The sequence below is a fragment of the Pontivivens nitratireducens genome, from assembly GCF_011290545.1.
In the GTDB taxonomy this organism is placed as follows: Bacteria; Pseudomonadota; Alphaproteobacteria; order Rhodobacterales; family Rhodobacteraceae; genus Pontivivens; species Pontivivens nitratireducens.
Window position 1 is genome coordinate 70099 of the sequence record NZ_CP049814.1, and the last position, 24736, is coordinate 94834.

The window sequence follows — 24736 nt, forward strand, 5'->3', positions numbered from 1 at the left end:
AACCATGGCGATGCGAAGGGGTGCAATGCAGCATCTCGGCGGAATTCAGCCGAGATGGGCTGCCCGATATGTCGAATTCAGCTCTCGCAATATATCAATGACATGCTGGCATTGGTCCGGCTTCAGAAACGGCCCCATTGGCAGGCTGAGCACCTGTCGTGACAGATCGCGCGCAATGGGGAAACTGTCCGGCGCCAGCCCCAGATCGCTATAGGCGCCCTGCATATGGGGCGGGTGGGGATAATGGATCAGCGTGCCGATTCCCGCATCCGTCAAGCGTGCTGCCAGATCGTCGCGATGCGGTGATGTGATCACGTATAGATGCCAGACCGGATCAACACCGGCGATGACATGGGGCAGGCCGAATCCGGCACCGTCCAGCCCGTTCATATATTGTGCGGCGCGGGCCCGGCGCATATCGGTCCATGCGGGCAGATAGGCCAGTTTCACCCGCAACATCGCCGCCTGAATGGGATCAAGCCGGCTGTTCAGGCCGCGCATCGTGTGTTCGTATTTACGTTCGGACCCGTAATTGCCTAGCTGGCGTATCGTACGGGCCAGATCGGGGTTATTCGTCGTGACCGCCCCCCCATCGCCAAGCGCGCCGAGATTCTTGCCGGGGTAAAAGCTCCAGCAGACCAGATCACCATGCGCGCCGATGGGCTGCCCGCGATAGGTGGCGCTGTGGGCCTGTGCGGCATCCTCGATCACGGCCAGCCCCCTGGATCGGGCGATGGTCAGGATCGGGTCCAGATCGCAGGGTTGCCCGTAGAGATGCACCGGCATGATCGCGCGGGTGCGCGGCGTGATGGCGGCGGCGATGCGGGTCGGGTCGATATTGTGGGTGGCGGGATCAGGCTCCACCCCCACCGGATGCGCGCCCACGGCCGAGATCGCCAGCCATGATGCGATATAGGTGTTGGAGGGCACGATCACCTCATCCCCCGCCCCAACACCAAGCGCGCGCAGCCCCAGGACCAGCGCATCCAGCCCGTTTGCCGCGCCCACGCAATGATCCGCGGCACAATGCGCGGCCCATTCGGCCTGGAACGCTTCAACCTCCGGCCCGCCAATATACCAGCCCGAGGCGATGACCCGTGCGGCGGCCTGGGTCAGCTCATCCCCGATTTCAGCGGCCATCTGCGAAAGGTCGAGGAACGGAACCTTCATCCCGTATTCCGCGCATAGGTCAGGAAGTCGTTGTAGTCGCGCAGGTAATCCGCCTCATCATAGGGCAGAGAGGCCAGGACCATGCACACGGCCCCTTGCGAGAAGAGGTCGATCTCGCGCCAGACCTTGCCGGTCAGATACAGGCCCTGCCGTGGATTGCGCAGCAGATATTCCTGACGCACGGCGCCATCATCCAAGGTGATGCGGAAACTGCCCGACAGGGCAAAGATCACCTGCTGCAGGTCCCTGTGCCCATGCCCGCCGCGATCCGCATCCACCGGCACATTGTACAGATAGTAGACCCGCGCGATGTCGAAGGGGATGTGATTTCCCCCCTCCAGAAAGGTCAGATCACCGCGTGGATCGGTGATGCGCGGAAACTCGAACACATTCCAGCGCGAACTTTTGGCGTCATCAAACACCATCGCTACGCTCCAGAATACAGGCGGCCCATGACAGCCCGACGCCAAAGCCGCACAGCATCAGGCGCTGCGCCTGCGCATGGTTCGGATCGGACAGCAGAAACGGCAGGGTCGAGGACACGGTATTGCCCATATCCGCCGCCGCAAAGGGCGCGCGCGCGGCCGGTTCGCCCAATGCGGTGCGGATGGTTTCCACAATGTATTTGCTGCCCTGATGCAGCAGGAACAGGTCGATATCCGATTGGGCGTGACCCGCCATGGCCAGCGTATCGCGGATCAGGGTCGGAACCTCTCGCGCGCAAAAGGTAAACACCGCCCGCCCGTTCATGTTCAGCACACCGTCATCGCGCACCGCGATCGCGGCGCGGCCCTTGCCGTTCGAGCGGAACTTGAAATGATCCATTGTCCAGACCGGCGCGTCATTGAGCAGGGTCACGGTCGCACCGTCACCAAACAGGATCGCGGTGTTGCGGTCCTGCGGATCCATCACCTTGGAATAGGGGTCCGCTGTGAACAGCAGCCCGTTCCGGAACCCGTTCATCTGCATAAAGGCGCTGATGATCGACAGCCCGTAAACATAGCCCGAACAACCCAGCGAGATGTCGAATACGGCGCATTCCAGACCCAGACCCAGCTTGGCATGAACCGCAGCACCGGTATGGGGCAGGCCGGCCCCGTCGGGGTTCTGGGTGCAGACCACGATGCAATCCACCTGCGCGGGGTCGATTTCGGCGCGGGTTTGCAGGTCACGAAACGCCTCGACGCACATATCCGAGGTTTCCATATCTGCCGGTTTGCGGCGCAGGTTCAGAAAGCCGGTTTTGTCGCGGAGGAAATCCTCCTCCACCCCGAAATCGGCGCGGCGTTCCAACATGTTCACACCGTCCTGCGGCAACCACGTGCCGATGGCGGCGATACCGATCGTGTTCTGGTTCATATCGCGATCCCCGAGAAGAAAATGGTGCCGTAATCATGGCCATCAATGTGCAGACGGCTGCGATACAACCTGCCCGGACGCGGTGTTTCGCAATCCACCTGTATCTGCGCGGCACGCGCGGGCAGGGGGGCGGTGAAATCCGCGCGGGTAAAGGCCCATTTGACGGCTAGATCGGGCAATAGCGTGCTGAGCAGCGCTTTGTTCATCAAAACCGCCTGCTCCAGCGGGGACACGTCGGCCAGATGGGGCGCTGTGATGGTGGTTTCTGATTGCGTGCTGGCGGCAATCACTTCCGCCTCGTCCGAGGGGCGTTCCTGTCGCGCACCGCTTTGCGACGGATCGGGGCCGATGGCGGCAACACGCGGCCCGTCGGGGGTTTGCGCAATTAGCAGGGTGGGCATTGTCTTGCGGTCGATCTGCTCGGCCTGCTCCACCTGCACCAGCAGGGCGTGGTTCGTGCGGATAAAGTCGTGAATGCTGTAATTCAGCGGTCCCGCATCCGCAGGCAGGTCCAGAAAATCGGCCAGTGCATAGAACAGGTCCGGCCCGTGCAGGTAATCGCGCGCGCCGATAAAGGGCAGGGTGACAGGGCGTTGTTCCACGATCATTTGGCCATCCATTTTGCCATCATACGCAGTGCACGGGCGCGGGGCAGGGCAAAGAACCCCGCCATGTGTCCGCGCGCAGGCACGGGGGTTGCGACAACCGCGCCGATATCGATGCGGGCATTGTCGCCGATCTCGGTCAGGTTGCGGATCACGGCGCCCGGGCCGATCCAGACATCGCGTCCGATACGGGTATAGCCCGCGACAATCACCCCGCCTGTCAGGGTACTGCCATCACCGATGGATACGCCATGCCCGATCTGTGCACCCGGTGCGATTACGCAGTCCGTGCCGATTTGGGTAAAGTCGGAATGCAGGGCGCGTTGCACGATCGCGCCGGCCAGAACCTGGCTGCGCGCCCCGATCCGAACGCCGCCAGCATGACGGATGCGCAGTAATTCACCGCCGAACCGCTTGGAAAAGTGTCCATCCACGCCGACCAGTGCGCCCGGTCCGATATGCACGCCGGCATCGAGGATGGTGCCCCGCCCGATCATGGCCCCCGCAGCGATGCTGACCTGCGAGCCGATTTGAACATGGGGGTCCACAATGGCGGTCGGATCGATCTGCGTATCGGGGTGGATGCCCGGGCGCAGCGGGGCGCATAGACCGTGATCCGAAATCAGCGCGTTGTGGATCAGGTAGAATGCCCGCTGCGCGTCATCCGCGCAAAGCACGGCCAGATCATCGCGGCCCGCCGCATCGATATCTGTCAGCAGGCCGGGCGCGAGGGCCGGCGTGGTTATAATCGCTGACACGGCCGCATTCGCAACCGCCTGATCCAGATAGCGTTGTTCCAGCGCACAGCTTAGCGTGCCTTGCACGGATGCCAGATCGGCAAAGCCTGTGGCGCAAAAGCGGCCGGGCCGGACCACCTGTGCGAACCGGCTGAAATTCCGCGCCGGGATCGGGTCGAGCACAGCCTGCGGGGGGGCATCTGGGGTCATGCTGGCCTTCAGCCAGCCGAGATGTGGCTCAGGATTTGGGCCGGTGTGTCGAGGTCTTCGTAGACCTCGTCAGGGATCGACTGGCCTGTCTCGTCCTCCAGCCGCATGACGAATGTCGCCTTGTCGAGGGAATCCAGCCCCGCGGCACTGAGGCTGTCTTCCATTTCCAGCCTGGACCAATCCTGCGCGGGCGAAACCTCCTTGAGAAGGTCACGCAATCTGGTCAATGTCAGTTCGCTCATGTTTTATTCCATATTCCGCGGATGTTGACTGAAGGGGGCAGGATCAGGCGGTGCCCGTCTGGGCTTCATGCATTTCCTCGTCAGAGGCATCTTCGGCTTTCCAGTGCTCCAGCAACACGTTCAGCAGGCCGCGCAGCGCCTTGTCCGTTTGAGGATCGTCCAGCAACTGTTCACGGGCCAGGACCTTTTCCAGACGGAAGGGTTTGCGAGCTTCGCAAATCCGCTGGAGGATGCTGGGGAACATGCCCGCCGCCGCGCCGGCGGTGACGAAACCACGCAGCAGTTCGCCCTCGTCCAAGGTGCTGTCGACACACCATGTGCGTTCGAACAACATCATGATGTAGTCGAGAACCTCGTCGCGGGGATGGCGGCGATCATCCTTGTAGGGTTGGCCGAACGCATCGGTAACCAGTTCATAGGACGGCCAGTAATGCAGCACACCCTCATCGCGCAATTCGCGGTACAGCTCATCAATCGCAACGCGCAGCACGCCCTTGGACACCGCATTGGATGTCATGCACGAATTGTCGCGGAACGTGGCCTGCAGCGGGATTGGCGACAGGGTGAAGATGATCTTTGCGTCGGGCCGGTGTTTGCGAATCAGATCGTAGATCTTGCGCATGTTCGCCTTGTTTTCCTCGACGGTGGAGACGCGGAACTTGTGGCGGGACGGGTCATAGGCATCCTTGGGGATGGTGCGCCAGAAGACGTTTCCGGTCGGTTCGTCATACCAGATTTCGCTCAACCCGAAGGTCAGGATGAACACATCGGTCTCATCGAACATCTTCTTGGTCTGGGCCTGGACCTCGGGGTCGTAGCCATAGCTCTCGGTATCGTAGCCGTGCCACAGTTCCTGATCGAAGACTTTACCCTCCCAAGCCCATTCGAACTGCTGCAGGATGACGAAGGAGTTCACCATTCCTTCGCCGCAGGCGACCACATAGGCGCGGCCGGCATCCGGTGACTTGTTGAGAACGTTATAGTTTCTCTTGGACAGCCAGTTAGAGATATTGGCGGCAAAGCAGGATCCGAACGCCGTGACTTGCGTGTTGACGTCGATTACGGGTTCCTTGGGCTGCCAGCCCTTCAGCACGTATTTCTCGATCGCGCCGGCCTTGAAGAAGTGCCGGTTATGGGGCTGGACATTCGTATGCTCCCCGCGAAACCAGGTGCGATATTCCTTGCCGCTGCGCGACGTGGTCTGAAATTGCAGCTTAGCGGCCTTGCGTTCTTTATCTGCCATGGCGGTGCCCTCATGCGTTGTCTCAGCGGCTCGAGAATATCTCAGGATAGGCCGATCGGGCCTGTGGTGCGAGTGTAATACTCACCCGATGCGGTATTCGGATGGCATGCTGTGGTTTAGCGGCTTGTTTTGCCAAACAGACCGCGTTCAATTTCGTCCAGCCGGCTATGGGCCGCGCTGGCCGCATCGGACGGGCTGACATGGTCGATCAGCGGCCGCATCTGGGCGGCCAGATCGCGCAATCGAGCTCTGGAATCGGCATCGACCGCAGGGGCCGCAACGGGTTCGGGATCCGGGGCGGCCTGTGCTACCTGTCGCAAGGGCATCGGTGCATCGTCGAAGTTGCGCAGGTGGTCGCCTGCCCTGGCCAGGGCCATGACCTCCTCATGCAGGGCCGCGAATTCGGGGCGCTGGCGCAGGGCCTCGATCTTGTCCCGGTGCCAGATTACGGCCTGATCGTGCAAGCGGGCGGTTTCGGGATCGGCACGCAGCTCGGCCAGACCGGCCTGCACGGCGGGCAGGTGGCGCTGGATGCTCAGGTCCCGCTCACCGCCCAGGCACATGCGTTGCCAGTAGTCCGCCCCCAGAACCTGCCCCGCATGGTTGGCGCGCCCGCGATCGCGTTTGACCAGATAGCTGTCGATCGAACGCACGGCGTAGTGGTTGATCTGCGCGGCATCATAGGCGAAATGCGTGTTTGCCTTGGAATGGCGCATGTTTCCGTTGAAAATCACGCCGTCAGGGTGGCGCGAGGTATAGCCCTCGACATGTTCCTCGGCCACGACGGGGCGGTGAAGGCCGAACCGCTCGACGCGGTGCTGCCCGCGAAAGATCGTCTTGACGAAACGATCGGGAACGCCGCCATCCTCAAGCGATTTCTGGGCGTCGGTGAACTGCTCGATCAGCAGGCGATCCTCGAAGGCGACCTGATCATCATGGGTGAACAGCTTCCACGTGACGGGCACCGCGTCGGTGTCGTCGGGCAGGGCGTCCAGCATCGCCTGAACCGATCCGTCACCGATATGGATGTTCAGGAACTCATCCACATCCGATATCAGCATCCATTCCGCCGCCAATGTCACCGGATGGACGCGCGCGGCCTTGAGCGCGCTCTTGTGCGGACCGCGGCGCAGTACCTTGTTGCGCTCATGCTGTACGATACCGCGTTCGGTCAGCCGGTCGAGCAGCTCAACCGTGCCATCCTCGCAATCATTGGTGTAGATCAGAAAATCGGCAAATCCGATGGCCCGGTGATAGGCGACCCATTCCAGAATGTAGGGCCCTTCATTCTTCATCGTCGAGATGATGAGCGGTCCTGTGCCAGCCATGGTGCCGTCCTCTTGCGGGTGTTGCAGGGCCCACCCTATCGCGGGGGCCGGACCGGGCACAATCGCCGGTCACAATCGCTGGGCACAATCCCCGGTCAGACTCATTGCAAGGGTAACTAATGAATTGCATTTGCGGGGATTGGCGGGCCTCGAACCCTAATCGCCAATTGAAAAACAGGCTGACACAAGCCAAAACAAAAGGAAATCCGCTCTCACAGAAAGTATGTCCATGTCCGACCTACCCCGCGTTGCCGCCCTGTGGATCGGTGGATCGCTGACATGGCTGGAACAGCTTTGCCTGACCTCCTTTGTCGAAATGGGCCATCCCACCACGCTATACACTTACGGGGAGGTCACCGGCGTGCCCGAGGGGGTGGAGGTTTGCGACGGCAATGACATCATGTCCAACCCGGATGTCTATACGCATGAACGCTCCGGCTCGGTCGCGCTGTTCTCGGACATTTTCCGCTTTCACCTGATGGTAAAGGCGCCCGGAACGGTCTGGATCGATACGGATGTGTATTGTGTCAAGCCGTTGGACATGGGGCCTTACATTGTTGGCTTTGAGACCGATGAAAACCGATTGAACGGCGCAATTCTGGCACTGCCACCGGAAAGCGCGGCCCTGAAGCTGCTGCTGGATCTGACGGCGGATCCCTATCAGGTGCCTGCCTTCTATACGGGCAAGTTCCGCGCGCAGTTGCTGGCCGCAGCAGCAGCGGGCACGCCGATTCACGCGGGTGAGATGCCATGGGGCGTCTGGGGGCCGGTGGGCGTAACATGGGCCATGCATGAAACCGGAGAGGTCGAGCACGCCTTGCCCCGACCTGTCCTGTATCCAGTGCATTTCGCGGATCGCGCGATATTCTTCAAACGCCCCATCCTGGTGGCCCGCCAGATCACGCCGGAAACCCGGACCGTGCATATCTGGGGGCGGATCAAGCGCATTTCGGCCAAGCGTCACGATGGCGGGGTTCCCGTCAATTGCTGGCTGGATGCGAAGCTGAAGCATCACGGCATCGACCCGATGGCGGCACCGATCACCAGCCATGGCAAGTTCGACTATTCCGATACCGAAGACGCGACCGAGGCGGGCTGATGCCTGCACCTGTTGTCAGTTACTGGCCCGGGGGGGCGCTGGACTACCTGCGTTATGCGGGACTGGCCTCGTGCATACGCGCGGGTCATGCGGTGACGTTGTGGATGCATGGTCCCGTCCCCGACGTGCCGGCAGGCGTGATGGTGCGCGATGCCCATGCCCTGCTTGACCCCGTTACGGTGCCTGTCGCGAACCGGTCGCTGGTGGCAAACCGGATGCGCTGGCTTACCCTTGCCGCCCAACCGGGGGCGATCTTTGTCTCTCCGGGTGTGATGGTGCAGCGTGAACTGGTGCCAGACGCGCAGGGCTATCTGTTCGGCTGGCAGGATGCGCAATATCTGTGCGCGGATCCCGTGGCCCTGCCTGCGGACAGTCCCGAACTGACCGCCCTGATCGAGCTGGGCGCGGACCCTGCGCCGGTGCCCGAATGGCTGGACGATGATTTGCAGGGCGAGCTGCGCGCCGCCGCTTCACGTGGAAACCCCGTGCCGGCGGGGTATCTGCCATGGGGCATGTTGGGGGCTGTTGGCCTGACCCATGTCCTGCGCGCCAGTGGTCGCATCGCATCCGCCCATCCGGTGCATGTTCTGTCGCCCGTGGCCTATGCCGATCGTGCCGTGTTGTTGTCCCGCAAGGAGAAGCTGGGCGATCTGGTCCGGCCGGACACGCTGGCCGTGCAAATCTGGCCTTCGGAGATGTTGCGCGAAATCTCTGAAACGTTTTCGGGTTTGCCGCGATATTGGTGCCCCGTGGGGGAAATCCTGCGCGGGATCGAGGTGAACCCGCGCCGGCACCTGCCCAATGGCATGGCTTTGCATATCAAGGATGACCGGTGGAAGGATCGTGCCGACAAGGCGCCGATCGTTACCACGCAGCAACAGGCCGACCCCGCGACGCCGGCCGCAGCCCCGCGGATTTGCGTGCTGTCCTGTATGAAAAACGAAGGCCCGTTCATCCTGGAATGGATTGCGCATAATCGGGCCATCGGGGTGACGGATTTCGTTATCTACACCAATGATTGCACGGACGGGACGGATGCCTTGCTGGATCTGCTGGTTGAGAAGGGCATCGTTACAGCGCGTTTTGACAACCCGTGGAAACCCGACACGGCCGGGATGAGCAACCCGCAATTCACCGCCTTCAAGGACGCGGAGGAACGCCCCGAGATTCAGGCCGCCGACTGGCTGATGCCGTTGGATGTCGATGAGTTCATGGACATCCGCACCGGCGACGGCACGCTGGCCGCGCTGTTTGCGGCCCTGCCGGGGGTGGATACGATTTCGATACCATGGCGGTTGTTCGGCAATGACGGACAGCACCGGTATGAGGATGCTTTCGTTACCGAGCGGTTTCACCGCGCCGCCATCGAGCGGTGCAAGAAGCCCTATCAGGCGCTCGGCTTCAAAACGATGTATCGCAATGACGGGCGCTGGCAGACGATATCGGTCCACCGGCCGAAAAATCCCGACCCCGCCCGTGAGGCGGAGATCAGCTGGGCCTCGGGCTGTGGCTTGCAGATGATGCCGGCATATCGCGACAGCGGCTGGCGTATGCAAAAGGACTGGGCCGGATATGATCTGGTCAGTCTGAACCACTACGCCGTGCGCGACGCTGAAAGCTATCTGGTCAAACGGGATCGGGGCCGCGTCAATCATGTGTCCGAGGATCAGGGGCTGGGCTATTGGTTCCGCATGAACCACAACGTGGTTGAAGAACGCTCGATCATGCCGCGCCTCGCCGCGACCCGCGCCGAATATGCGCGCCTGATGGCGGATGCCGATATCGCCGCGGCCCATCAGGCCAGCGTGGCGGCGCATCGGGCCAGGATTGCGACGTTGCATAGCCGCCCCGATATGGCCGCGCTGCATGCCGCGATTACCGCGCCGGTGATGGACGGGCTGTCCCGTGTCACGCCGCATTTCGGCAACCGGATTTTCGAGGCCGGACCACAGGCGCTGCCCGATCCTGTTCTGAAATGGGCCAGCGCAGGCGCGCGGATCAAACGACCGCTGCCCAATACGCTGCACGATCCGGTACCATTACCGGCGCAGGAGGCAGACCCGAACCGGCTGCTGCCTGCGGGGTCTGACCTGCATCTGGCGCATGTGATCCCCGAGGAACCTGTCGAACCCGTGGTGACCTCCTCCGCTGCGGTGGCAAAACCGGCAGCATCCTCGCAACCTGCGGCGCGTGCTGCCGGGGTCGCGCCTTCCGGTGATCCGATCTATCTGGGCGAGGATGACCGCCGTGCCCTTGCTGCACTGCTGGAACGGACCCAGCCGCGATATCCGATGCTGGAGGCGCCAGCGGTGCCGCTGCCCAACGACAATATCGTTGTCATCACCTCGATGAAGAACGAGGCGCCGTTCATCCTTGAATGGATCGCATGGCACAGGGCCGTGGGGGCGGAGCATTTCCTCGTCTACACCAATGATTGCACCGACCAGACCAACCCGATGCTGGACCGGTTGGCGAAGATGGGGCTGGTCACACGACTGGAGAACCCGTTCAACCGCGAGGGCGGGCAAAAGCCGCAGCGCGGCGCGCTGAACGATGCGATCCGCCAGCCGATTGTACGCAATAGCGACTGGTATCTGGTCATCGACTGCGATGAATTCGTCAATGTGCATGTGGGCGATGGCACGATGCAGGGCATGTTGGCCGCGATGAACAACCCCGATATCGTGTCGATGACGTGGCGCTTTTTTGGCAATGGCAATGTGCATGCCTATGAGGATCGCCCGGTAACCGAACAATTCTTGCGATGTGCGCCGGAATATCTGCCCCGACCACGGCTGGGCTGGGGGTTCAAATCCATGGCCCGCCCGTCTGGCCCCTCGGACAAGATCGGAGTGCACCGGCCGCTAAATCTGGACGAGAGCCGCGATATCCGCTGGGTCAACGGATCTGGCCGGATCATGCCTGAAAAATCGATGGGCAATTCGACATGGTTCTCGCGCAAGGCGTCCATCGGCTATGACATGGTGACGTTGAACCACTATATCCTGCGCTCGGCCGAGAGTTTCCTCGTCAAGCGTGAGCGGGGCCGCATCAACCATGTGGATCAGGATCAGGGCCTGGCCTATTGGACGGCGCGCAATTACTCGACCGAAACCGATACCCGCGCCGCGCAGTTCATGGCGCAACGTGTTGCACCTGTTCTGGCGGAGCTGAAGGCCGACCCGGAGCTGAGTCGCCTGCACGCCGAAGCGGTGGAGTGGCACCGCGCGCGCATCGCCTATCTAAAGGCACAGCCCGATTACCTCGCGCTTTATAACAGCATCACCGACCCTGAATTGCCCGATGCGATTTACGTCGCTGAGGTTGAGGAGGGCGGTGATGATTGAGTGTGCCCGCAAAGCAAACAGCACCTTGTCAGGAGAGATAGCGTGACGAACCAATTCCGCCCCGCACAGGGGACTGAGTATTTTGCCTTGCTCAAGGCGATGCACAAACAGCTGAAACCCGCGCTATATCTGGAAATCGGGTCGCGCACAGGCAATTCCCTGTCCATGGCGGCGGGGGATTTCATCGCGATTGATCCGACATTTGTGCTGAAGCGCTTCACGACCTTTCCCGGGCAACAGGGGCACCTGTTCCAGATGCCCAGCGATGATTTTTTCGAGACGGGCTTTCTGCAGGCCGTGGGCCGCCAGATCGATTTCGGCTTTCTAGATGGAATGCACCATTTCGAATTCCTGCTGCGCGACTTCATGAATTCGGAGCGGAATGCCGCGCCGGGGGCCACGCTGACCCTGCATGACTGCTGCCCGTTCAATGCAAATATGACGGAGCGCGACCGCGCCAATGTGCGTGGCCGTGCGTGGACCGGTGATGTGTGGAAGGTTCTGGTGATCCTGTTGGAGCTGCGCCCTGATTTGCAGATCACGGTTTATGACGCGGCGCCGACGGGGATCGTTTCGATCACCGGACTGGACCCGCAAAACCGCGTACTGAATGATGCTTATGACGACCTGATGGCGCGCTATATTGACCTGAACATCTCGGATTTCGGGGCCACCCGTTTCTATGACATGTTCGAGTATGCCAGCAGTGCGGCCTATATCGCAGATGCAAACAAAGATGCCTGAAGCCGATCAATCCCCCCTTTCCATTCGGCTCAAGATTGCGCCCGCTAATCTGGTGCGGGCCCAGCGTTGGGGCGATTACTTCTTTGCGCGATCATTACAGGATGCGTTGAGCGCGCGGGGCCATACCGTAGAGATTGATGCCCGCGATACCTGGCAAGCGGATACGACGCCGGGCGGCGTTGATCTGGTGCTGCGCGGCTTTGGCGGGTTTCAACCCATTGCAGGACGCACCAGTATGCTGTGGATCATCTCGCATCCGGGCAATGTGCGTGGTGAGGAGATGTTGGAGTATGACCACGTTTTCACCGCATCGGGTCGGGGACAGCGTGCGCTGCGCCGCTTGCTGGGACGGGGGCGTGTTTCGCAACTGCTACAGGCCACTGACCCTGAAATTATGCGCCCCTATGAAGTGGAATCCGATGGCTCGATGCTGTTTGTCGGGGTGAACCGACGGGGCGGGCGGCCCTCGCTGGATATGGCGCAGCGCTGCGGCTACGACGTGAAGCTGTGGGGCAAGGGTTGGGTCGAGCATGAGCGGTTCGCGCCGTTCCTACAGGGGCAGTTTTTGCCCAATGGCACGTTAGGGCAGCATTATTCGGGCGCTGGCGTGGTGCTGAACGATCACTGGCGCGATATGCGGGCCAATGGGCTGGTATCGAACCGCGTGTTTGACGTGCTGGCCTGCGGCGCGCCGCTGCTGTCGGACAAGGTTGCGGGCCTGCCTGCCGCGCTGGAACCGTGGGTCTATACGTTCAAGGACGAGGCGAGTTTTCGCGAGGGGGCCGAGGCCGCATTGGCTGAGGGGCCAGAGCGCCGTGCAGAACGTCGCGCTTTTGCCGAAACCGTGCGGCAGGAGCATTCCTTTGCCGCACGCGCCGTCACGATCGAGAATTGGGCGCGGGCGGTTCAGGCGCGGGGGTGATCGCTCAGGCTTGCGCCTTTGACGTGATGACCAGCCTATTCACCTCGGCGATCCGCGATTTCAGACGCTTAATCAACTGTCGTCGTCCTGCGGCCGCGGTGCGTGTGTCCAGTAATCGTTGGCGTAATACGGAGAGCTGAATTTCCTGACGCTTGATTTTATAGGCTTCGCGTTGCTCGGCTGAAAGTTGTGCAACGTCCGAAACGCCGCCCTCGCGGTACAGGACCAGTGGTTCGTCAACATGGGCCAAGCGGCCCAACAGTTTTGCGCGATAGGTCGAGACCAGATCGCCATAGCTGCCAGCCTCGGTCATCGGGCCGTAAATCTCGAACATTTCCTTGTTCCACGCGCAACTGGCGCCATAACACCCCACCGCCGCAATGGCCGCCTGATGCGGTCCCATCTTGGCGATCCGGTCATTCACATCGAACCGTTGGCCTGTCGGTGTGCCGTCCAGCCGGATGATATCCATGGCGGAATGGATCATGAGCGGGCGGACCTCATCCGCAGTAAAGCATTCATACAGGCGCGCCGCGCGGTTGGGCGTGGAGATATCATCGCCGGAATTCACAACGATCAGATCACCGCGGGCCAGCTCGAACACGCGGTTCACGTGGAAAATCGCGCCAAGGTTTTCGGCGTTCCGGTTCAGCGTGATCTGATGCGGCCCGTCATATTCCGCCGCCATGCGTTGCATCACATCAAAGGTGCCATCGGGCGAGCAATCATCCGACAGCAGAATTTCCATGCGCCCGTCAAATTCCTGCGCAAAGATTGAGGCAATCGCTTCCGCGACGATGCCCTCCTGACGATAGGCCAGAACCACGCAGGTCACGTCGATATCAGTGCTCATGGTGCGAGCCTTTTCGGAATTAGCGTTTGTGGATCACTGCGACCTGATCGCGGCGGGCCTTTTTATAGCCGGCCTGAAACACAAAGCAGCCTGAAATATCCGGTGCCAGTGCGTTGAACTGTTCCGCCACGGTGGGGTCGGAATGTTCAAAGGTGCGCTGATGCAGCCAGCTTTGAAACAGGGCCGCTGTTTTGGTGATGCCAGCCTTTTCATAGGGCGGCGGCTGCCAGCGCAGATCTTCGATAATATACAGCCCCCCCGATGGCAGCAGCGGGAAGATCTCCAGAAACGCGTTCTGCTGGTGATGCGAGGCATGGGACGCGTCGTCGATCACGATATCAGGGGCACCGATCCGCCCGATCGCCTCGTTGATATTCGCCCGATCGTCCATGTCGCAGCGCACGAAATCGAACCGGTCATGTTCAAACCACGAGAAATCAGAGACATCCAGCCCCACGATCCGCGCCTTGGTGAAATAGTCCAGCCACATGCGGATCGAGGGCAGGTCGGTCGTCTGGCGGTCCGCGTCCTTGCCATGCTCGGGCCCGCCGATCAGCAGGCCCATTTCCAGAAAGGTGATCTTTCGATTGCGAAACGGGGAGAAGAGCATGTGGTACAGCTCGGTATAGCGGTGCTTTCCCGATCCCTTGTCCGACCCGTACTTATCGGCCAGATCGGTTAGGTTCGGCCCGCTGGAAAGGGTGCTCATGCCGTTTCATCCGTAATTGTAATACAGAACGCATCTGTCGTTCCTAAGATACATAACAGATCGAAACGATAACTGAAGTTCTTGTACTACGACGCCAGCCTGCGGGCCGGATCGGATGCCTCCACCGGGACCAAGGCGCGCACCAGGTCGCGCATGTGCAGCAGGCCGACTTGCGCGCCGTCCTCCATCACGCGGTAGTTGAGGTTGGTGTCCCCCTCGGACAGCGCGATCACCCGTTCCAGGTTGGAATTGGCATCGACGTCGCCTGCGATATTGGTGCCCGGATCGGTCGTCACCTCCATCACCGAGCGGACGCGCAGCACGCGCGCGCGGTTGATGTCGGCGATGAAGTCCATGATGTAGGGATCGTTGGGATGCAGCAGGATTTCCTGCGGTTCACCCTGCTGGACGACGGCGCCGTCCTTGAGGATCACCAGATGATCCGCCAGCTTCAGCGCCTCATCCAGGTCATGCGTGATGAAGATGATGGTCTTGTGCAATTCGCGCTGCAATTCCAGCAGCAGGTCCTGCATATCGGTGCGGATCAGCGGGTCGAGCGCGGAAAACGCCTCATCCATCAGCATGATCTCACTGTCCGAGGCTAGCGCGCGCGCAATGCCCACGCGCTGCTGCATGCCACCCGACAGCTGGTTGGGATAATGCCCGCCATAGCCGGAGAGCCCGACCCGGTCGAGCCACTTTTGCCCCTCCTTGTCCGCCGCCTTGGCGTTTTCGCCGCGCACGCGCCGGGCCATGCCGGCATTTTCCAGAACCGTGCGGTGCGGGAACAGCGCGAATTTCTGGAAGACCATCGACATGGTGTTCTGGCGCAGGGCATCCAGCTTGGTCGCATCGTAGGCCAGCACGTCCTCGCCATTGACGAGGATCTCACCCGCGGTGGGTTCGATCAGACGGTTCAGGTGGCGGATCAGCGTGGATTTTCCCGACCCGGACAGCCCCATGATGACCGTGATCTCACCCGCGCGGATGTCGACATTGATATCCTGCAAGCCCAGCACATGCCCGTGCTGTTCCAGCAATTCCGGCTTTCCCAGACCGCCGCGCACATGTTCCAGTGCGGCCTGCGGATCGGTGCCGAAGATCTTGTACAGGTTCCGGATCGAGACCTTGATGTTGTTTTGCTCTGTCATGGTCTCACTGCTCGCTCGAATTGATGCGGCCAAGCGCCGCCTTGGTGGCCCGGTCCAGCAGGACCGCCAGCAGCACGATACAGAAACCCGCCACCAGACCGACGCCCAGTTCCAGGTTGTTGATGCCGCGCAGGACCAGACGCCCCAGACCCGGAGCCGAGACCAGCGAGGCGATCACCACCATCGCCAGGCTCATCATGATGGTCTGGTTGATGCCGGCCATGATGTTGGGCAGGGCCAGCGGCACCTGCACGCCCGTCAGTTTCTGCCAGTTCGACATGCCGAAGGCATCCGCCGCCTCGATCACGTCCTTGTCCACCAGCCGGATGCCCAGATCGGTCAGGCGGATCACCGGCACGATGGCATAGAGGATGATGGCAATGCCGTAGAGCTTGCTCTCCGTCACCGAGAACAGGAAGATCAGCGGGATCAGATAGACGAAGGTCGGCAGCGTTTGCAGCATGTCCAGAATGGGAATGGCGATGCGCTGCATCGTGTTGCTTTTCGACATGGCAATGCCGATGGGCACGCCCAGAACCACGCTGAAGATCGTACAGACGAAGATGATCGACAGCGTCTGGATCGCCTCGTTGTAATGGTCGATGAACGCCATGAACAGGAAGGACAGCGTCACCAGCACCAGCACGCCCACCGACCGGGCTGTGACCCAGGTCAGCAGCATCAGCAGCGGGATCATGATGAACCAGGGCGTCGCCTGAAACAGATCCAGCGAGGCATCCAGCAACCAGCCAAGCGGCGTGGTCAGCGGGTCGAGCACGAATTTCAGCCCGTCCTTGATGTTGAGGAAACCCTGTTCGACCGCCTCGGTCATGTCGCGGGTCCGCGGGATCGCATCGCAGGAGCGGTGCAGCGTGTCGAGCGAGGGGAACGGCGTCTCCAGCAGGGGCACGTCGGGTTCGGGCGCACCGGCGCCCCCGCCATTGGCGCGCGCCAGCAGTTCGGCCATGGTGACCGGCCCGCCCCCGCCTGCATCCGCTTCTCCGCACCAGTTGCTGAGGCCGAGCGTCTCGATCAATCCGTCGTAGAAGGCCATGTCCCGTCCGTTCCGTTCGCGATTTTGTTGATACGCGAAGCTGATCCGCGATTTGTGACTACGCGAAGGCAAGTTCGCGGTTTTTGCAGTACGCGAAGGCAGGTTCGCGATTTCTTACGGTAACGCGAAGCCGATCCGCGACCCGGTGGATACGCAAAAAGCCCCGTCGATGCCGGGCCCCTGCGCGTGATGGTCGAAAGGCCCCCGCGATTAGCAGGGGCCTTGAATGGATTTACTGGATGAAGGCGGCGAGCTTCTCGCGCGCGTCATCGTTCAGCCACTCGGACCAGGTGTCGCTGCCAGTGGTGATGAAGTAGACGGCGGTTTCCTCGGCGGAGGCGTTGTTCTCCTCCTGCCATGCCAGCAGTTCGCCCATCTGTGCGTTGGTGAACGACACCTTGGACATCAGCTCGGCAACCTCGGGGTGTTCATCCTGGAACGTGGTGGTCACGATCGTCTTGACGGGGCCGACCGGATAGGACGACAGGCCGACCTCCTCGCATTCGGGGTTCGAGTTGCAGGTGTGGATTTCCTCGTCATAGGGGCCCAGATCCACCATGGTCATGTCGTACTTGCCCAGAACCGAGGTCGGCGCCCAGTAATAGCCAAGCCACGGCTCCTGGTTCTCGAAGGCCGAGGCGATGGAGGTCGCCATCGTCTCACCCGAACCGTGCTGGAAGATCTCGTAGCCGTGGGCCTCCAGCTCCGCCGCCTCGACCAGCGCGGCATTGGTGTTCTTGCAGCCCCAGCCGTCGGGGCAGTTGTGGAAACGGTTGTCGAGCAGATCGGCATTGGCCTGCACACCTTCGAGCGTTGCCAGCTCGGGATGCTCCTCGACCAGATAGGTGGGGATCCACCAGCCTTCCTCACCGCCATCCGACAGCACGTCGCCCAGCGTCACGATGCGGCCCGCCTCGGACAACTCGCCATAGGCCGGGGTGCCGTTGATCCACAATTCGGTGATGATGTCCGGCTTGCCCGTCTCGGAAACGGAGGCCAGCGAAGTCACGGTGGCCGAGGGCACGGTCGTGACATCGCAGCCATAGCCCTGCTCCATCAGGAACTTGGACACATGCGTAACCACGGCGGAGGACGCCCAGTTCATCTCGGTAATCGAAACTTCACCGCAGTCCTGCGCCGCCGCGAGTGTGGGCATGGCCAGGCCGAACGATGCGGCCAGAATGATCTTTTTCATCTGAATTCCCTGTTTGTTTTTAATCTCGCCGGCCCCGTTTATCGGCCCCCGACGGCAATTTTCAAGTGTGGCGCAAATCAGAGAACAATAGGGGGTGGTTTGCAACCCTTTTTCCCGAAACGTTCAACTATCTGTTATCGCTATAAAAAGATTTCGCAAGACCACAATTCGCGTGACGTCCGCAGCGGTTTGGCAGTGTTTTGATTGACGCGTCAGTCAAAAAAAACCATCCCTATGCGTGTATTGCCATGCGAGGAGTCATCCATGCCCAAGATCGGAATGCAGCCCCTGCGCCGCGCCGCGCTGGTGCAGGCCGCCATAGCCGAGATCGGCCGCCAGGGATCGCTGGACGTGACCGTGACCCAGATCGCGGGCCGCGCAGGCGTGTCGAGCGCCTTGGCCCATCACTATTTCGGCTCCAAGGAACGCATTCTGACGGCGGCCATGCGGCACATCCTCAGCGGGCTGGGGGCGGAGGTGCGGACGCAACTCGCACTGGCCCGCACGCCGCGGGGGCGGCTCAGCGCCATCGTCACCGCCAGCTTCTCCGACCACAGCTTTCAGCACGATGTGATCGCGGCATGGCTGGCCTTCTACGTCTCGGCCCAGACGGTGCCGGAAACCAACCGTCTGCTGCGGGTCTATCAGCAGCGCCTGCGCAGCAATCTGATGCACGACCTGCGCCCCCTGATGGAGGGCGATCCCCGCGCCCTGGCCGAGACGATCGCCGCCCTGATCGACGGGTTCTACATTCGCCAGGCCTTGCAAGGTGCCCAGGGCAGCCGGCTGGAGGCCATCGCCTCCATCGAGCAGGTCATCGACATGGCGCTGCGCGCGCACACTCAAAGGACCGGTTCATGAGCACGCCCAACATCCTGATCTTCATGGTGGACCAGCTCAACGGCACGCTGTTCCCCGACGGCCCGGCGGACTGGCTGCACGCGCCGAACCTGAAACGGCTGGCGGCACGTTCGGTGCGCTATGCCAATTGCTATACCGCCTCACCGCTCTGCGCGCCGGGGCGGGGTGGCTTCATGTCGGGGCAATTGCCCAGCGTCACCGGCATCTATGACAACGCGGCGGAATTCCCCTCGGATCTGCCCACCTATGCGCACCATCTGCGCCGCGCGGGCTATCAGACCTGCCTGTCGGGCAAGATGCATTTCGTCGGCCCCGACCAGATGCACGGGTTCGAGGAACGCACCACCACTGATATCTACCCCGCCGATTTCGGCTGGACCCCCGATTACCGCAAGCCCGGTGAACGCATCGACTGGTGGTATCACAACATGGGCTCCGTCACCGGGGCAGGGGTCGCGGAAACCAGCAACCAGATGGAATATGATGATGAGGTCGCCTATCACGCCGTGCGCAAGATCCGCGAATACAGCCGCGGGCTGGACGCGCGGCCGTGGTGCCTGACGGTCAGCTTTACCCATCCGCATGATCCATATGTGGCACGCCGGAAATACTGGGATCTGTACGAGGATTGCGCGCATCTCGACCCGCCGGTGCCCGCGATGGATTACGCCGATCACGACCCGCATTCGCAGCGCATCTTCGACGCGAACAACTGGCGCGATTTCGACATCACGGATGCGGATATCCGCCGGTCGCGGCGGGCGTATTTCGCCAATATCTCCTATCTCGACGACAAGATAGGTGAGGTGCTGGACACGCTGGAGGCCACCGGGCAGGAGGCCGTGATCCTCTTCGTTTCGGACCATGGCGACATGCTGGGTGAGCGGGGGTTGTGGTTCAAGATGAGCTTTTTCGAAGGCTCATCCCGCGTGCCGATGATGATCAGCGCCCCCGGCCTGACGCCCGGTCTGGTCACGACGCCGGTGTCCAATATCGACGTCTGCCCGACGCTGTGCGATCTGGCCGGCCTGTCGATGGAGGAGGTCGCCCCCTGGACCCAAGGCGAAAGCGTCGTGCCGCTGGCCAACGGCACCCCCCGCGACACGCCCGTCGCCATCGAATACGCGGCGGAGGCATCCTACGCCCCGATGGTGGCCTTGGTGCAGGACGGCTGGAAATACACCCGCTGCGATCTGGACCCGGAACAATTGTTCGACCTCAACGCCGATCCGCACGAGCTGACAAACCGCGCCGACGATCCCGCCGCCGCAGACATGCTGGAAAAATTCCGCGCGCAGGCCGATGCCCGCTGGGATCTGAAACGCTTCGACGACGACGTGCGCAAATCGCAGGCCCGCCGCTGGGTGGTCTACGAGGCGCTGCGGCAGGGCGGCTATTACCCGTGGGATTACCAGCCGCTGCAAAAGGCATCCGAGCGCTTCATGCGCAACCACATGGATTTGAACGAGGTCGAGGAGCGGGCACGCTTCCCAAGGGGTCAGCAGCCGGACCCGTGAAAGCGCGCGGCAAGGAACAAAGGGCTGCTCCCGACCGCGGGTGGTGGCGAAGCCCCCGCCCGGGGGGGCGGTCGGGGGCAGCCCGGCCTTCGTCCGGGCCAGACAGTTATTTGAGGGACCGACCATGACCACCCAACCGAAAGCCAGCCACTTCATCGACGGCCAATATGTCGAGGATACCTCCGGCACCCCGATCGAGGTGATCTATCCCGCCACGGGTCAGGTGATCGCCACCGTGTACGAGGCGACGCCCGCCATCGTGGAACAGGCGCTGACCTCCGCCGCGCGCGCGCAGGCCGAATGGGCCGCACGCGACGGCACATCGCGGGGCCGTGTCCTGCGCCGCGCCGCGCAAATCATCATGGAGCGCAACCGCGAATTGTCGGTGTTGGAGACCTATGACACCGGCAAGCCGCTTCAGGAAACGCTGGTGGCCGATGCCACGTCGGGGGCGGATGCGCTGGAATATTTCGGCGGGCTGGCCGCCGACGTGACCGGGCAGGCGATGCAATTCGGCGGCGACTGGGCCTATACCATCCGCCGCCCGCTGGGTGTTTGCGTCGGCATCGGCGCGTGGAACTATCCCACGCAGATCGCCTGCTGGAAGGCCGCACCCGCACTGGCCACCGGCAACGCCATGATCTTCAAACCGTCCGAGACCACGCCGCTCTGCGCGCTGAAAGTCGCGGAAATCCTGATCGAGGCGGGCCTGCCCGCCGGTCTGTTCAACGTCGTGCAGGGCAGGGGGGCGGTCGGCGCCGCCCTGACCGGGGACGCGCGCGTCGCCAAGGTTTCCCTAACCGGATCGGTGCCCACGGGGCGCAAGGTCTACGCCGCCGCCGCCGCCCAGATGAAGCAGGTGACGATGGAACTGGGCGGCAAATCGCCCTTCATCGTCTTCGCCGATGCCGATCTGGACGACGCAGTGTCCGGCGCGATCAACGCGAATTTCTATTCCTCGGGTCAGGTCTGCTCGAACGGCACGCGGGTCTTCGTCCATGCGGATGTGCAGGAGGCGTTTCTGGCAAAACTCAAGGCGCGGGTCGAGTCCGCCACGATTGGCGATCCGATGGATGAGGCTACGAATTTCGGCCCGATGACCACGCAGGCGCAGCTGGACATCACGCGGCACCATCTGGAAACCGCGCAGGCCGAGGGCGCGCGTGTGATCACAGGCGGCGAGGTGCTGGACAAGCCCGGCTTCTGGATCACCCCCGCCGTGCTGGCCGGCGTCACCGATGACATGACAGTCGCCCGGCAGGAGGTCTTCGGCCCGGTCATGTCCGTGCTGACCTTCACGGATGAGGCCGATGTGATCACACGCGCCAACGACACCGAGTTCGGCCTGTCCGCCGGTCTGTTCACACAGGATCTGACCCGCGCGCACCGGGTGGTCGCACAGCTTCGGGCGGGCACCTGCTGGATCAACCAGTACAATTTGACCCCGGTCGGAATGCCCTTCGGCGGATCGCGCCAATCGGGCATCGGGCGCGAAAACGCGCGCATGGCGATGGACCATTTCACCGAGGCACAGACGGTCTATGTCGGCATGTCCCCAGTCGAGGCGGCGTTCTGATGCAACCCGATTTCATCATCGTCGGCGCAGGCTCCGCCGGATGCGCCATGGCCGATCGCCTGTCGCGGGACGGCCAGCACCGGGTTCTGGTGATCGAGTTCGGCGGCTCCGATGCCGGGCCGCTGATCCAGATGCCCGGCGCGCTCAGCTATCCGATGAACATGCCGCGCTATGACTGGGGCTATTCGACCGAGCCGGAACCGCATCTGGGCGGGCGGCGTCTGGCGACCCCGCGTGGCAAGGTCGTCGGCGGCTCCTCCTCGATCAACGGCATGGTCTATGTGCGCGGCCATGCGAGGGATTTCGACCATTGGGATGCATCCGGCGCGACCGGCTGGTCCTATGCCGACGTGCTGCCCTATTTCAAGCGGATGGAGAACTGGACCGATCGCGGCCATGGCGGCGATCCCGACTGGCGCGGCACCGACGGCCCGCTGCATGTCACGCGCGGCACCCGCCAAAACCCGCTGGTCAAGGTCTTCGTCGAGGCCGGACGTCAAGCGGGATATCCCGTCACCGACGATTACAACGGCGCGCAGCAGGAAGGCTTCGGCGCGATGGAGCAGACGATCCACAAGGGGCGTCGCTGGTCCACCGCGAATGCCTATCTCAAACCCGCGCTGAAACGTCCGAACTGCACGATGATCCGCGCCTTCGCCCGCCGTGTGGTGATCGAGCAGGGCCGTGCGGTCGGCGTTGAGATCGAACGGGGCGGCAAGGTCGAGGTGATCCGCGCCAACCGTGAGGTGATCCTGGCCGCGTCCTCCATCAACTCGCCCAAGCTGCTGATGCTGTCGGGCATCGGTCCCGCCGCACATCTGGCGGAACATGGCATCGACGTGATCGCGGATCGCGCGGGCGTGGGGCAGAACCTGCAGGATCATCTGGAGCTGTATATCCAGATGGCCGCCTCGCAACCTGTCAGTCTGTTTCGCTACTGGAACCTGCTGGGCAAGGCCTATGTCGGCGCGCGCTGGCTGTTCACGCGGACGGGGCCGGGGGCCTCGAACCAGTTCGAGAGCGCGGCCTTCGTCCGGTCCGCCGCCGGGGTGGACTATCCCGATATCCAGTATCACTTCCTGCCGCTGGCCGTGCGCTATGACGGCAAGGTCGCGGCGGAGGGGCACGGTTTTCAGGCCCATACCGGCCCGATGCGCAGCCCGTCACGCGGGCGGGTGAAACTGACCTCCTCCGACCCGGCTGCCGATCCCTCGATCCTGTTCAACTACATGAGCGAAGAACGGGACTGGGCCGATTTTCGCAAATGCATCCGCCTGACCCGCGAAATCTTCGGGCAGGAGGCCTTCGCGCCCTATCGCAGCCACGAAATCCAGCCCGGAGCCGACGTGCAGAGCGATGAGGACCTGAACGCCTTCATCGCCGAGCATGTCGAAAGCGCCTATCACCCCTGCGGCACCGCAAAGATGGGCGCGGTGGACGATCCCATGGCCGTCGTGGATCCCGAATGCCGCGTGATCGGCGTGGACGGCCTGCGCGTGGCCGACAGCTCGATCTTCCCGCGCATCACCAATGGCAATCTGAACGGGCCGTCGATCATGGTGGGAGAAAAAGCCTCGGACCATATCCTGGGCCGCACACCGCTGCCCCGCTCGAACGCGGAACCCTGGATCCACCTCGATTGGCAAGGATCGCAACGCTAGATAGCCGTTTTACAAGGAGAATTCGGCAAGATTATAACATAATCTTGATTATTGCTTTAATGTAGAGGCCCAGTACCCTTTCGAGGGTCCGGCGGGATAGTCCCCTTAAATATCGGCACAGTGACAAATAGAATAGAAATTGTAGCGCGAAGCGGTTAACCCAAAGTTATCTTGCAGCGCAACATCCAGGTGATTTCCCTTGATCAGTGACACTTCCCGACTGCTCGTAATTGGTTCCGAAGCGGCAAATGTCTCGGACCGCACCTTAGGACGAGACAATATCGTCAGTGTGCAATCACTGGATTCGGCAGGCAATTTCACACCTCACCCTGCGTTCAATGCGGTGGGCGCAAACGGCGTGGCGGCGATGTACTACGATGCGCAGCGTACGCGCCTGTACTATTCTGGCGGCACCGATCTGCACTATATCGACTTTGCGACCGGCGCGAAGGTCAGGCTGCCTGTGAAGGGGCTGGTCGATGCGCATGAGATGGAAGTCTGGGACGGGCTGCTTTGGCTGACCAGCACCGGCACCGATGAATATATCACCTATGACCCCGAAACGGGCGCCTTTGACCGCCGGCATATCGTTGAGGTTGCGCAGGGTGCGCCGCGTGACAAACATCACCTGAACCACATTGCGCGCGGCGCGGATGGGGAGCTGTACGGGCTGGTCCACCATATTGATGGCAAGCAGATCCTGAACCAGATCAAGGCACGCGCATTGAAATCACAGGGCAATGGCGGCGTTATCCGCCTCAGCGATGGAAAGCGGTTCCCGCTGCGCCTGCATGCGCCTCACACTGTGACGGCTGTCGGGGATGAGAACTGGGTTTTCGACAGCGGACAGGCAAGTATTCGTATATTTTCCGCGGATTGGACCCCTTTGCGTGCAATCCCCACTTCGGGCTGGGGCCGGGGCGGCGCGTTGTACGAGCATGGGCGCAGAAGGTATTTCGCGGCCGGCCTGTCCAATATCCGCCAACGCTACCAGCATCTGTTCAAGAACTACGCTGCCTTCATCAACGGCGTACAGATTTTCGACGCGGAAACCGGAAAGCAGATCTTCTGCAAGAAGATCGAAGGAGTCGAGCAGATCAACAATGTCTACGTGTTGCCTGCCGAATATGTGGCAATGCTTTGAGCGCAGGGC

At 61.9% G+C, this 24736-nt stretch carries 22 protein-coding genes; 9 read left to right on the forward strand and 13 right to left on the reverse strand.

The annotated features are described in order from the left end of the window. Positions 1 to 45 precede the first annotated feature (45 nt). From G8E03_RS15780 to G8E03_RS15815, 8 genes are all read right to left on the reverse strand, one after another. Entirely contained in the window at positions 46 to 1170 is a 1125-nt protein-coding gene (locus G8E03_RS15780; RefSeq protein ID WP_166194817.1) for a DegT/DnrJ/EryC1/StrS family aminotransferase, read from the reverse strand. Further along, a complete protein-coding gene (locus G8E03_RS15785; protein WP_166194820.1) occupies positions 1167 to 1595 on the reverse strand; it encodes a sugar 3,4-ketoisomerase in 429 nt (142 codons plus the stop codon). The genes G8E03_RS15780 and G8E03_RS15785 overlap by 4 nt, the downstream gene beginning before the upstream one ends. Further along, positions 1585 to 2529: a ketoacyl-ACP synthase III gene (locus G8E03_RS15790; RefSeq protein WP_166194823.1), complete on the reverse strand. Its 945-nt coding sequence runs from the start codon at positions 2527 to 2529 to the stop codon at positions 1585 to 1587. Before G8E03_RS15790 ends, G8E03_RS15785 begins: the two co-directional genes overlap by 11 nt. After that, positions 2526 to 3137: a hypothetical protein gene (locus G8E03_RS15795; protein WP_185804941.1), complete on the reverse strand. Its 612-nt coding sequence runs from the start codon at positions 3135 to 3137 to the stop codon at positions 2526 to 2528. Before G8E03_RS15795 ends, G8E03_RS15790 begins: the two co-directional genes overlap by 4 nt. Further along, on the reverse strand, positions 3134 to 4081 hold the full coding sequence (locus G8E03_RS15800; RefSeq protein ID WP_166194829.1) for an LbetaH domain-containing protein: 948 nt from the start codon (positions 4079 to 4081) through the stop codon (positions 3134 to 3136). Before G8E03_RS15800 ends, G8E03_RS15795 begins: the two co-directional genes overlap by 4 nt. Before the next feature lie 8 nt (positions 4082 to 4089). Then, on the reverse strand, positions 4090 to 4323 hold the full coding sequence (locus G8E03_RS15805) for an acyl carrier protein (RefSeq protein WP_166194832.1): 234 nt from the start codon (positions 4321 to 4323) through the stop codon (positions 4090 to 4092). A gap of 43 nt (positions 4324 to 4366) precedes the next feature. Next, on the reverse strand, positions 4367 to 5566 hold the full coding sequence (locus G8E03_RS15810) for a GSCFA domain-containing protein (RefSeq protein ID WP_166194834.1): 1200 nt from the start codon (positions 5564 to 5566) through the stop codon (positions 4367 to 4369). A 116-nt stretch (positions 5567 to 5682) separates the two neighbouring features. Next, on the reverse strand, positions 5683 to 6894 hold the full coding sequence (locus G8E03_RS15815; protein ID WP_166194837.1) for a glycosyltransferase family 2 protein: 1212 nt from the start codon (positions 6892 to 6894) through the stop codon (positions 5683 to 5685). 229 nt (positions 6895 to 7123) lie between these two features. On the opposite strand from G8E03_RS15815, the gene G8E03_RS15820 reads away from it, so the two are divergent. The 4 genes from G8E03_RS15820 to G8E03_RS15835 are packed head-to-tail and all read left to right on the forward strand — an operon-like array spanning position 7124 to position 13006. Further along, positions 7124 to 7993, forward strand: coding sequence for a glycosyltransferase family 32 protein (locus G8E03_RS15820; protein WP_166194840.1), 870 nt, complete (start codon positions 7124 to 7126; stop codon positions 7991 to 7993). Then, positions 7993 to 11340 (forward strand): glycosyltransferase family 2 protein, encoded by a 3348-nt coding sequence (locus tag G8E03_RS15825; protein ID WP_166194843.1) that lies wholly within the window; start codon positions 7993 to 7995, stop codon positions 11338 to 11340. Before G8E03_RS15820 ends, G8E03_RS15825 begins: the two co-directional genes overlap by 1 nt. Before the next feature lie 42 nt (positions 11341 to 11382). After that, a complete protein-coding gene (locus tag G8E03_RS15830) occupies positions 11383 to 12084 on the forward strand; it encodes a class I SAM-dependent methyltransferase (protein ID WP_166194846.1) in 702 nt (233 codons plus the stop codon). Continuing rightward, positions 12077 to 13006: a glycosyltransferase family protein gene (locus tag G8E03_RS15835; protein ID WP_166194849.1), complete on the forward strand. Its 930-nt coding sequence runs from the start codon at positions 12077 to 12079 to the stop codon at positions 13004 to 13006. Before G8E03_RS15830 ends, G8E03_RS15835 begins: the two co-directional genes overlap by 8 nt. Positions 13007 to 13010: 4 nt before the next feature. Here G8E03_RS15835 and G8E03_RS15840 read toward each other — a convergent pair whose 3' ends face one another. The 5 genes from G8E03_RS15840 to G8E03_RS15860 all read right to left on the reverse strand — a co-directional run bounded on the left by G8E03_RS15840 (position 13011) and on the right by G8E03_RS15860 (position 17968). Continuing rightward, positions 13011 to 13859 (reverse strand): glycosyltransferase, encoded by an 849-nt coding sequence (locus tag G8E03_RS15840; protein ID WP_166194852.1) that lies wholly within the window; start codon positions 13857 to 13859, stop codon positions 13011 to 13013. A gap of 19 nt (positions 13860 to 13878) precedes the next feature. Next, positions 13879 to 14568 (reverse strand): class I SAM-dependent methyltransferase, encoded by a 690-nt coding sequence (locus G8E03_RS15845; protein ID WP_166194855.1) that lies wholly within the window; start codon positions 14566 to 14568, stop codon positions 13879 to 13881. A gap of 86 nt (positions 14569 to 14654) precedes the next feature. Next, positions 14655 to 15719, reverse strand: a complete 1065-nt coding sequence (locus G8E03_RS15850) for a quaternary amine ABC transporter ATP-binding protein (RefSeq protein ID WP_166194858.1) — start codon at positions 15717 to 15719, stop codon at positions 14655 to 14657. Positions 15720 to 15723: 4 nt separating this feature from the next. Next, entirely contained in the window at positions 15724 to 16773 is a 1050-nt protein-coding gene (locus tag G8E03_RS15855) for an ABC transporter permease (RefSeq protein ID WP_166194861.1), read from the reverse strand. Positions 16774 to 17005: 232 nt separating this feature from the next. Beyond that, positions 17006 to 17968: an ABC transporter substrate-binding protein gene (locus G8E03_RS15860; protein WP_166194864.1), complete on the reverse strand. Its 963-nt coding sequence runs from the start codon at positions 17966 to 17968 to the stop codon at positions 17006 to 17008. A 264-nt stretch (positions 17969 to 18232) separates the two neighbouring features. Here G8E03_RS15860 and betI point away from each other — a divergent pair, with 264 nt between their 5' ends. From betI to G8E03_RS15885, 5 genes are all read left to right on the forward strand, one after another. Beyond that, positions 18233 to 18829 carry a choline-binding transcriptional repressor BetI gene (betI, locus tag G8E03_RS15865; protein ID WP_166194867.1) on the forward strand — a complete coding sequence of 199 codons (597 nt, stop codon included), beginning with the start codon at positions 18233 to 18235 and terminating at the stop codon, positions 18827 to 18829. Further along, positions 18826 to 20346, forward strand: a complete 1521-nt coding sequence (gene betC, locus G8E03_RS15870) for a choline-sulfatase (protein ID WP_166194870.1) — start codon at positions 18826 to 18828, stop codon at positions 20344 to 20346. The genes betI and betC overlap by 4 nt, the downstream gene beginning before the upstream one ends. 124 nt (positions 20347 to 20470) lie before the next feature. Continuing rightward, a complete protein-coding gene (gene betB, locus G8E03_RS15875) occupies positions 20471 to 21922 on the forward strand; it encodes a betaine-aldehyde dehydrogenase (protein ID WP_166194873.1) in 1452 nt (483 codons plus the stop codon). Continuing rightward, on the forward strand, positions 21922 to 23583 hold the full coding sequence (betA, locus tag G8E03_RS15880) for a choline dehydrogenase (RefSeq protein ID WP_166194877.1): 1662 nt from the start codon (positions 21922 to 21924) through the stop codon (positions 23581 to 23583). The genes betB and betA overlap by 1 nt, the downstream gene beginning before the upstream one ends. 199 nt (positions 23584 to 23782) lie before the next feature. After that, on the forward strand, positions 23783 to 24727 hold the full coding sequence (locus G8E03_RS15885) for an NHL repeat-containing protein (protein WP_166194880.1): 945 nt from the start codon (positions 23783 to 23785) through the stop codon (positions 24725 to 24727). Positions 24728 to 24736: the final 9 nt, after the last annotated feature.

What these genes read in the sequence shown, in the direction of transcription:
- G8E03_RS15785 (WP_166194820.1), bottom strand. Translation starts at nt 1,595, where the DNA reads ATGGTGTTTGATGACGCCAAAAGTTCGCGCTGGAATGTGTTCGAGTTT.
- G8E03_RS15840 (WP_166194852.1), bottom strand. Translation starts at nt 13,859, where the DNA reads ATGAGCACTGATATCGACGTGACCTGCGTGGTTCTGGCCTATCGTCAG.
- G8E03_RS15790 (WP_166194823.1), bottom strand. Translation starts at nt 2,529, where the DNA reads ATGAACCAGAACACGATCGGTATCGCCGCCATCGGCACGTGGTTGCCG.
- G8E03_RS15835 (WP_166194849.1), top strand. Translation starts at nt 12,077, where the DNA reads ATGCCTGAAGCCGATCAATCCCCCCTTTCCATTCGGCTCAAGATTGCG.
- G8E03_RS15820 (WP_166194840.1), top strand. Translation starts at nt 7,124, where the DNA reads ATGTCCGACCTACCCCGCGTTGCCGCCCTGTGGATCGGTGGATCGCTG.
- G8E03_RS15780 (WP_166194817.1), bottom strand. Translation starts at nt 1,170, where the DNA reads ATGAAGGTTCCGTTCCTCGACCTTTCGCAGATGGCCGCTGAAATCGGG.
- G8E03_RS15800 (WP_166194829.1), bottom strand. Translation starts at nt 4,081, where the DNA reads ATGACCCCAGATGCCCCCCCGCAGGCTGTGCTCGACCCGATCCCGGCG.
- G8E03_RS15805 (WP_166194832.1), bottom strand. Translation starts at nt 4,323, where the DNA reads ATGAGCGAACTGACATTGACCAGATTGCGTGACCTTCTCAAGGAGGTT.
- betB (WP_166194873.1), top strand. Translation starts at nt 20,471, where the DNA reads ATGACCACCCAACCGAAAGCCAGCCACTTCATCGACGGCCAATATGTC.
- betI (WP_166194867.1), top strand. Translation starts at nt 18,233, where the DNA reads ATGCCCAAGATCGGAATGCAGCCCCTGCGCCGCGCCGCGCTGGTGCAG.
- betC (WP_166194870.1), top strand. Translation starts at nt 18,826, where the DNA reads ATGAGCACGCCCAACATCCTGATCTTCATGGTGGACCAGCTCAACGGC.
- G8E03_RS15850 (WP_166194858.1), bottom strand. Translation starts at nt 15,719, where the DNA reads ATGACAGAGCAAAACAACATCAAGGTCTCGATCCGGAACCTGTACAAG.
- G8E03_RS15845 (WP_166194855.1), bottom strand. Translation starts at nt 14,568, where the DNA reads ATGAGCACCCTTTCCAGCGGGCCGAACCTAACCGATCTGGCCGATAAG.
- G8E03_RS15795 (WP_185804941.1), bottom strand. Translation starts at nt 3,137, where the DNA reads ATGATCGTGGAACAACGCCCTGTCACCCTGCCCTTTATCGGCGCGCGC.
- betA (WP_166194877.1), top strand. Translation starts at nt 21,922, where the DNA reads ATGCAACCCGATTTCATCATCGTCGGCGCAGGCTCCGCCGGATGCGCC.
- G8E03_RS15825 (WP_166194843.1), top strand. Translation starts at nt 7,993, where the DNA reads ATGCCTGCACCTGTTGTCAGTTACTGGCCCGGGGGGGCGCTGGACTAC.
- G8E03_RS15815 (WP_166194837.1), bottom strand. Translation starts at nt 6,894, where the DNA reads ATGGCTGGCACAGGACCGCTCATCATCTCGACGATGAAGAATGAAGGG.
- G8E03_RS15860 (WP_166194864.1), bottom strand. Translation starts at nt 17,968, where the DNA reads ATGAAAAAGATCATTCTGGCCGCATCGTTCGGCCTGGCCATGCCCACA.
- G8E03_RS15855 (WP_166194861.1), bottom strand. Translation starts at nt 16,773, where the DNA reads ATGGCCTTCTACGACGGATTGATCGAGACGCTCGGCCTCAGCAACTGG.
- G8E03_RS15810 (WP_166194834.1), bottom strand. Translation starts at nt 5,566, where the DNA reads ATGGCAGATAAAGAACGCAAGGCCGCTAAGCTGCAATTTCAGACCACG.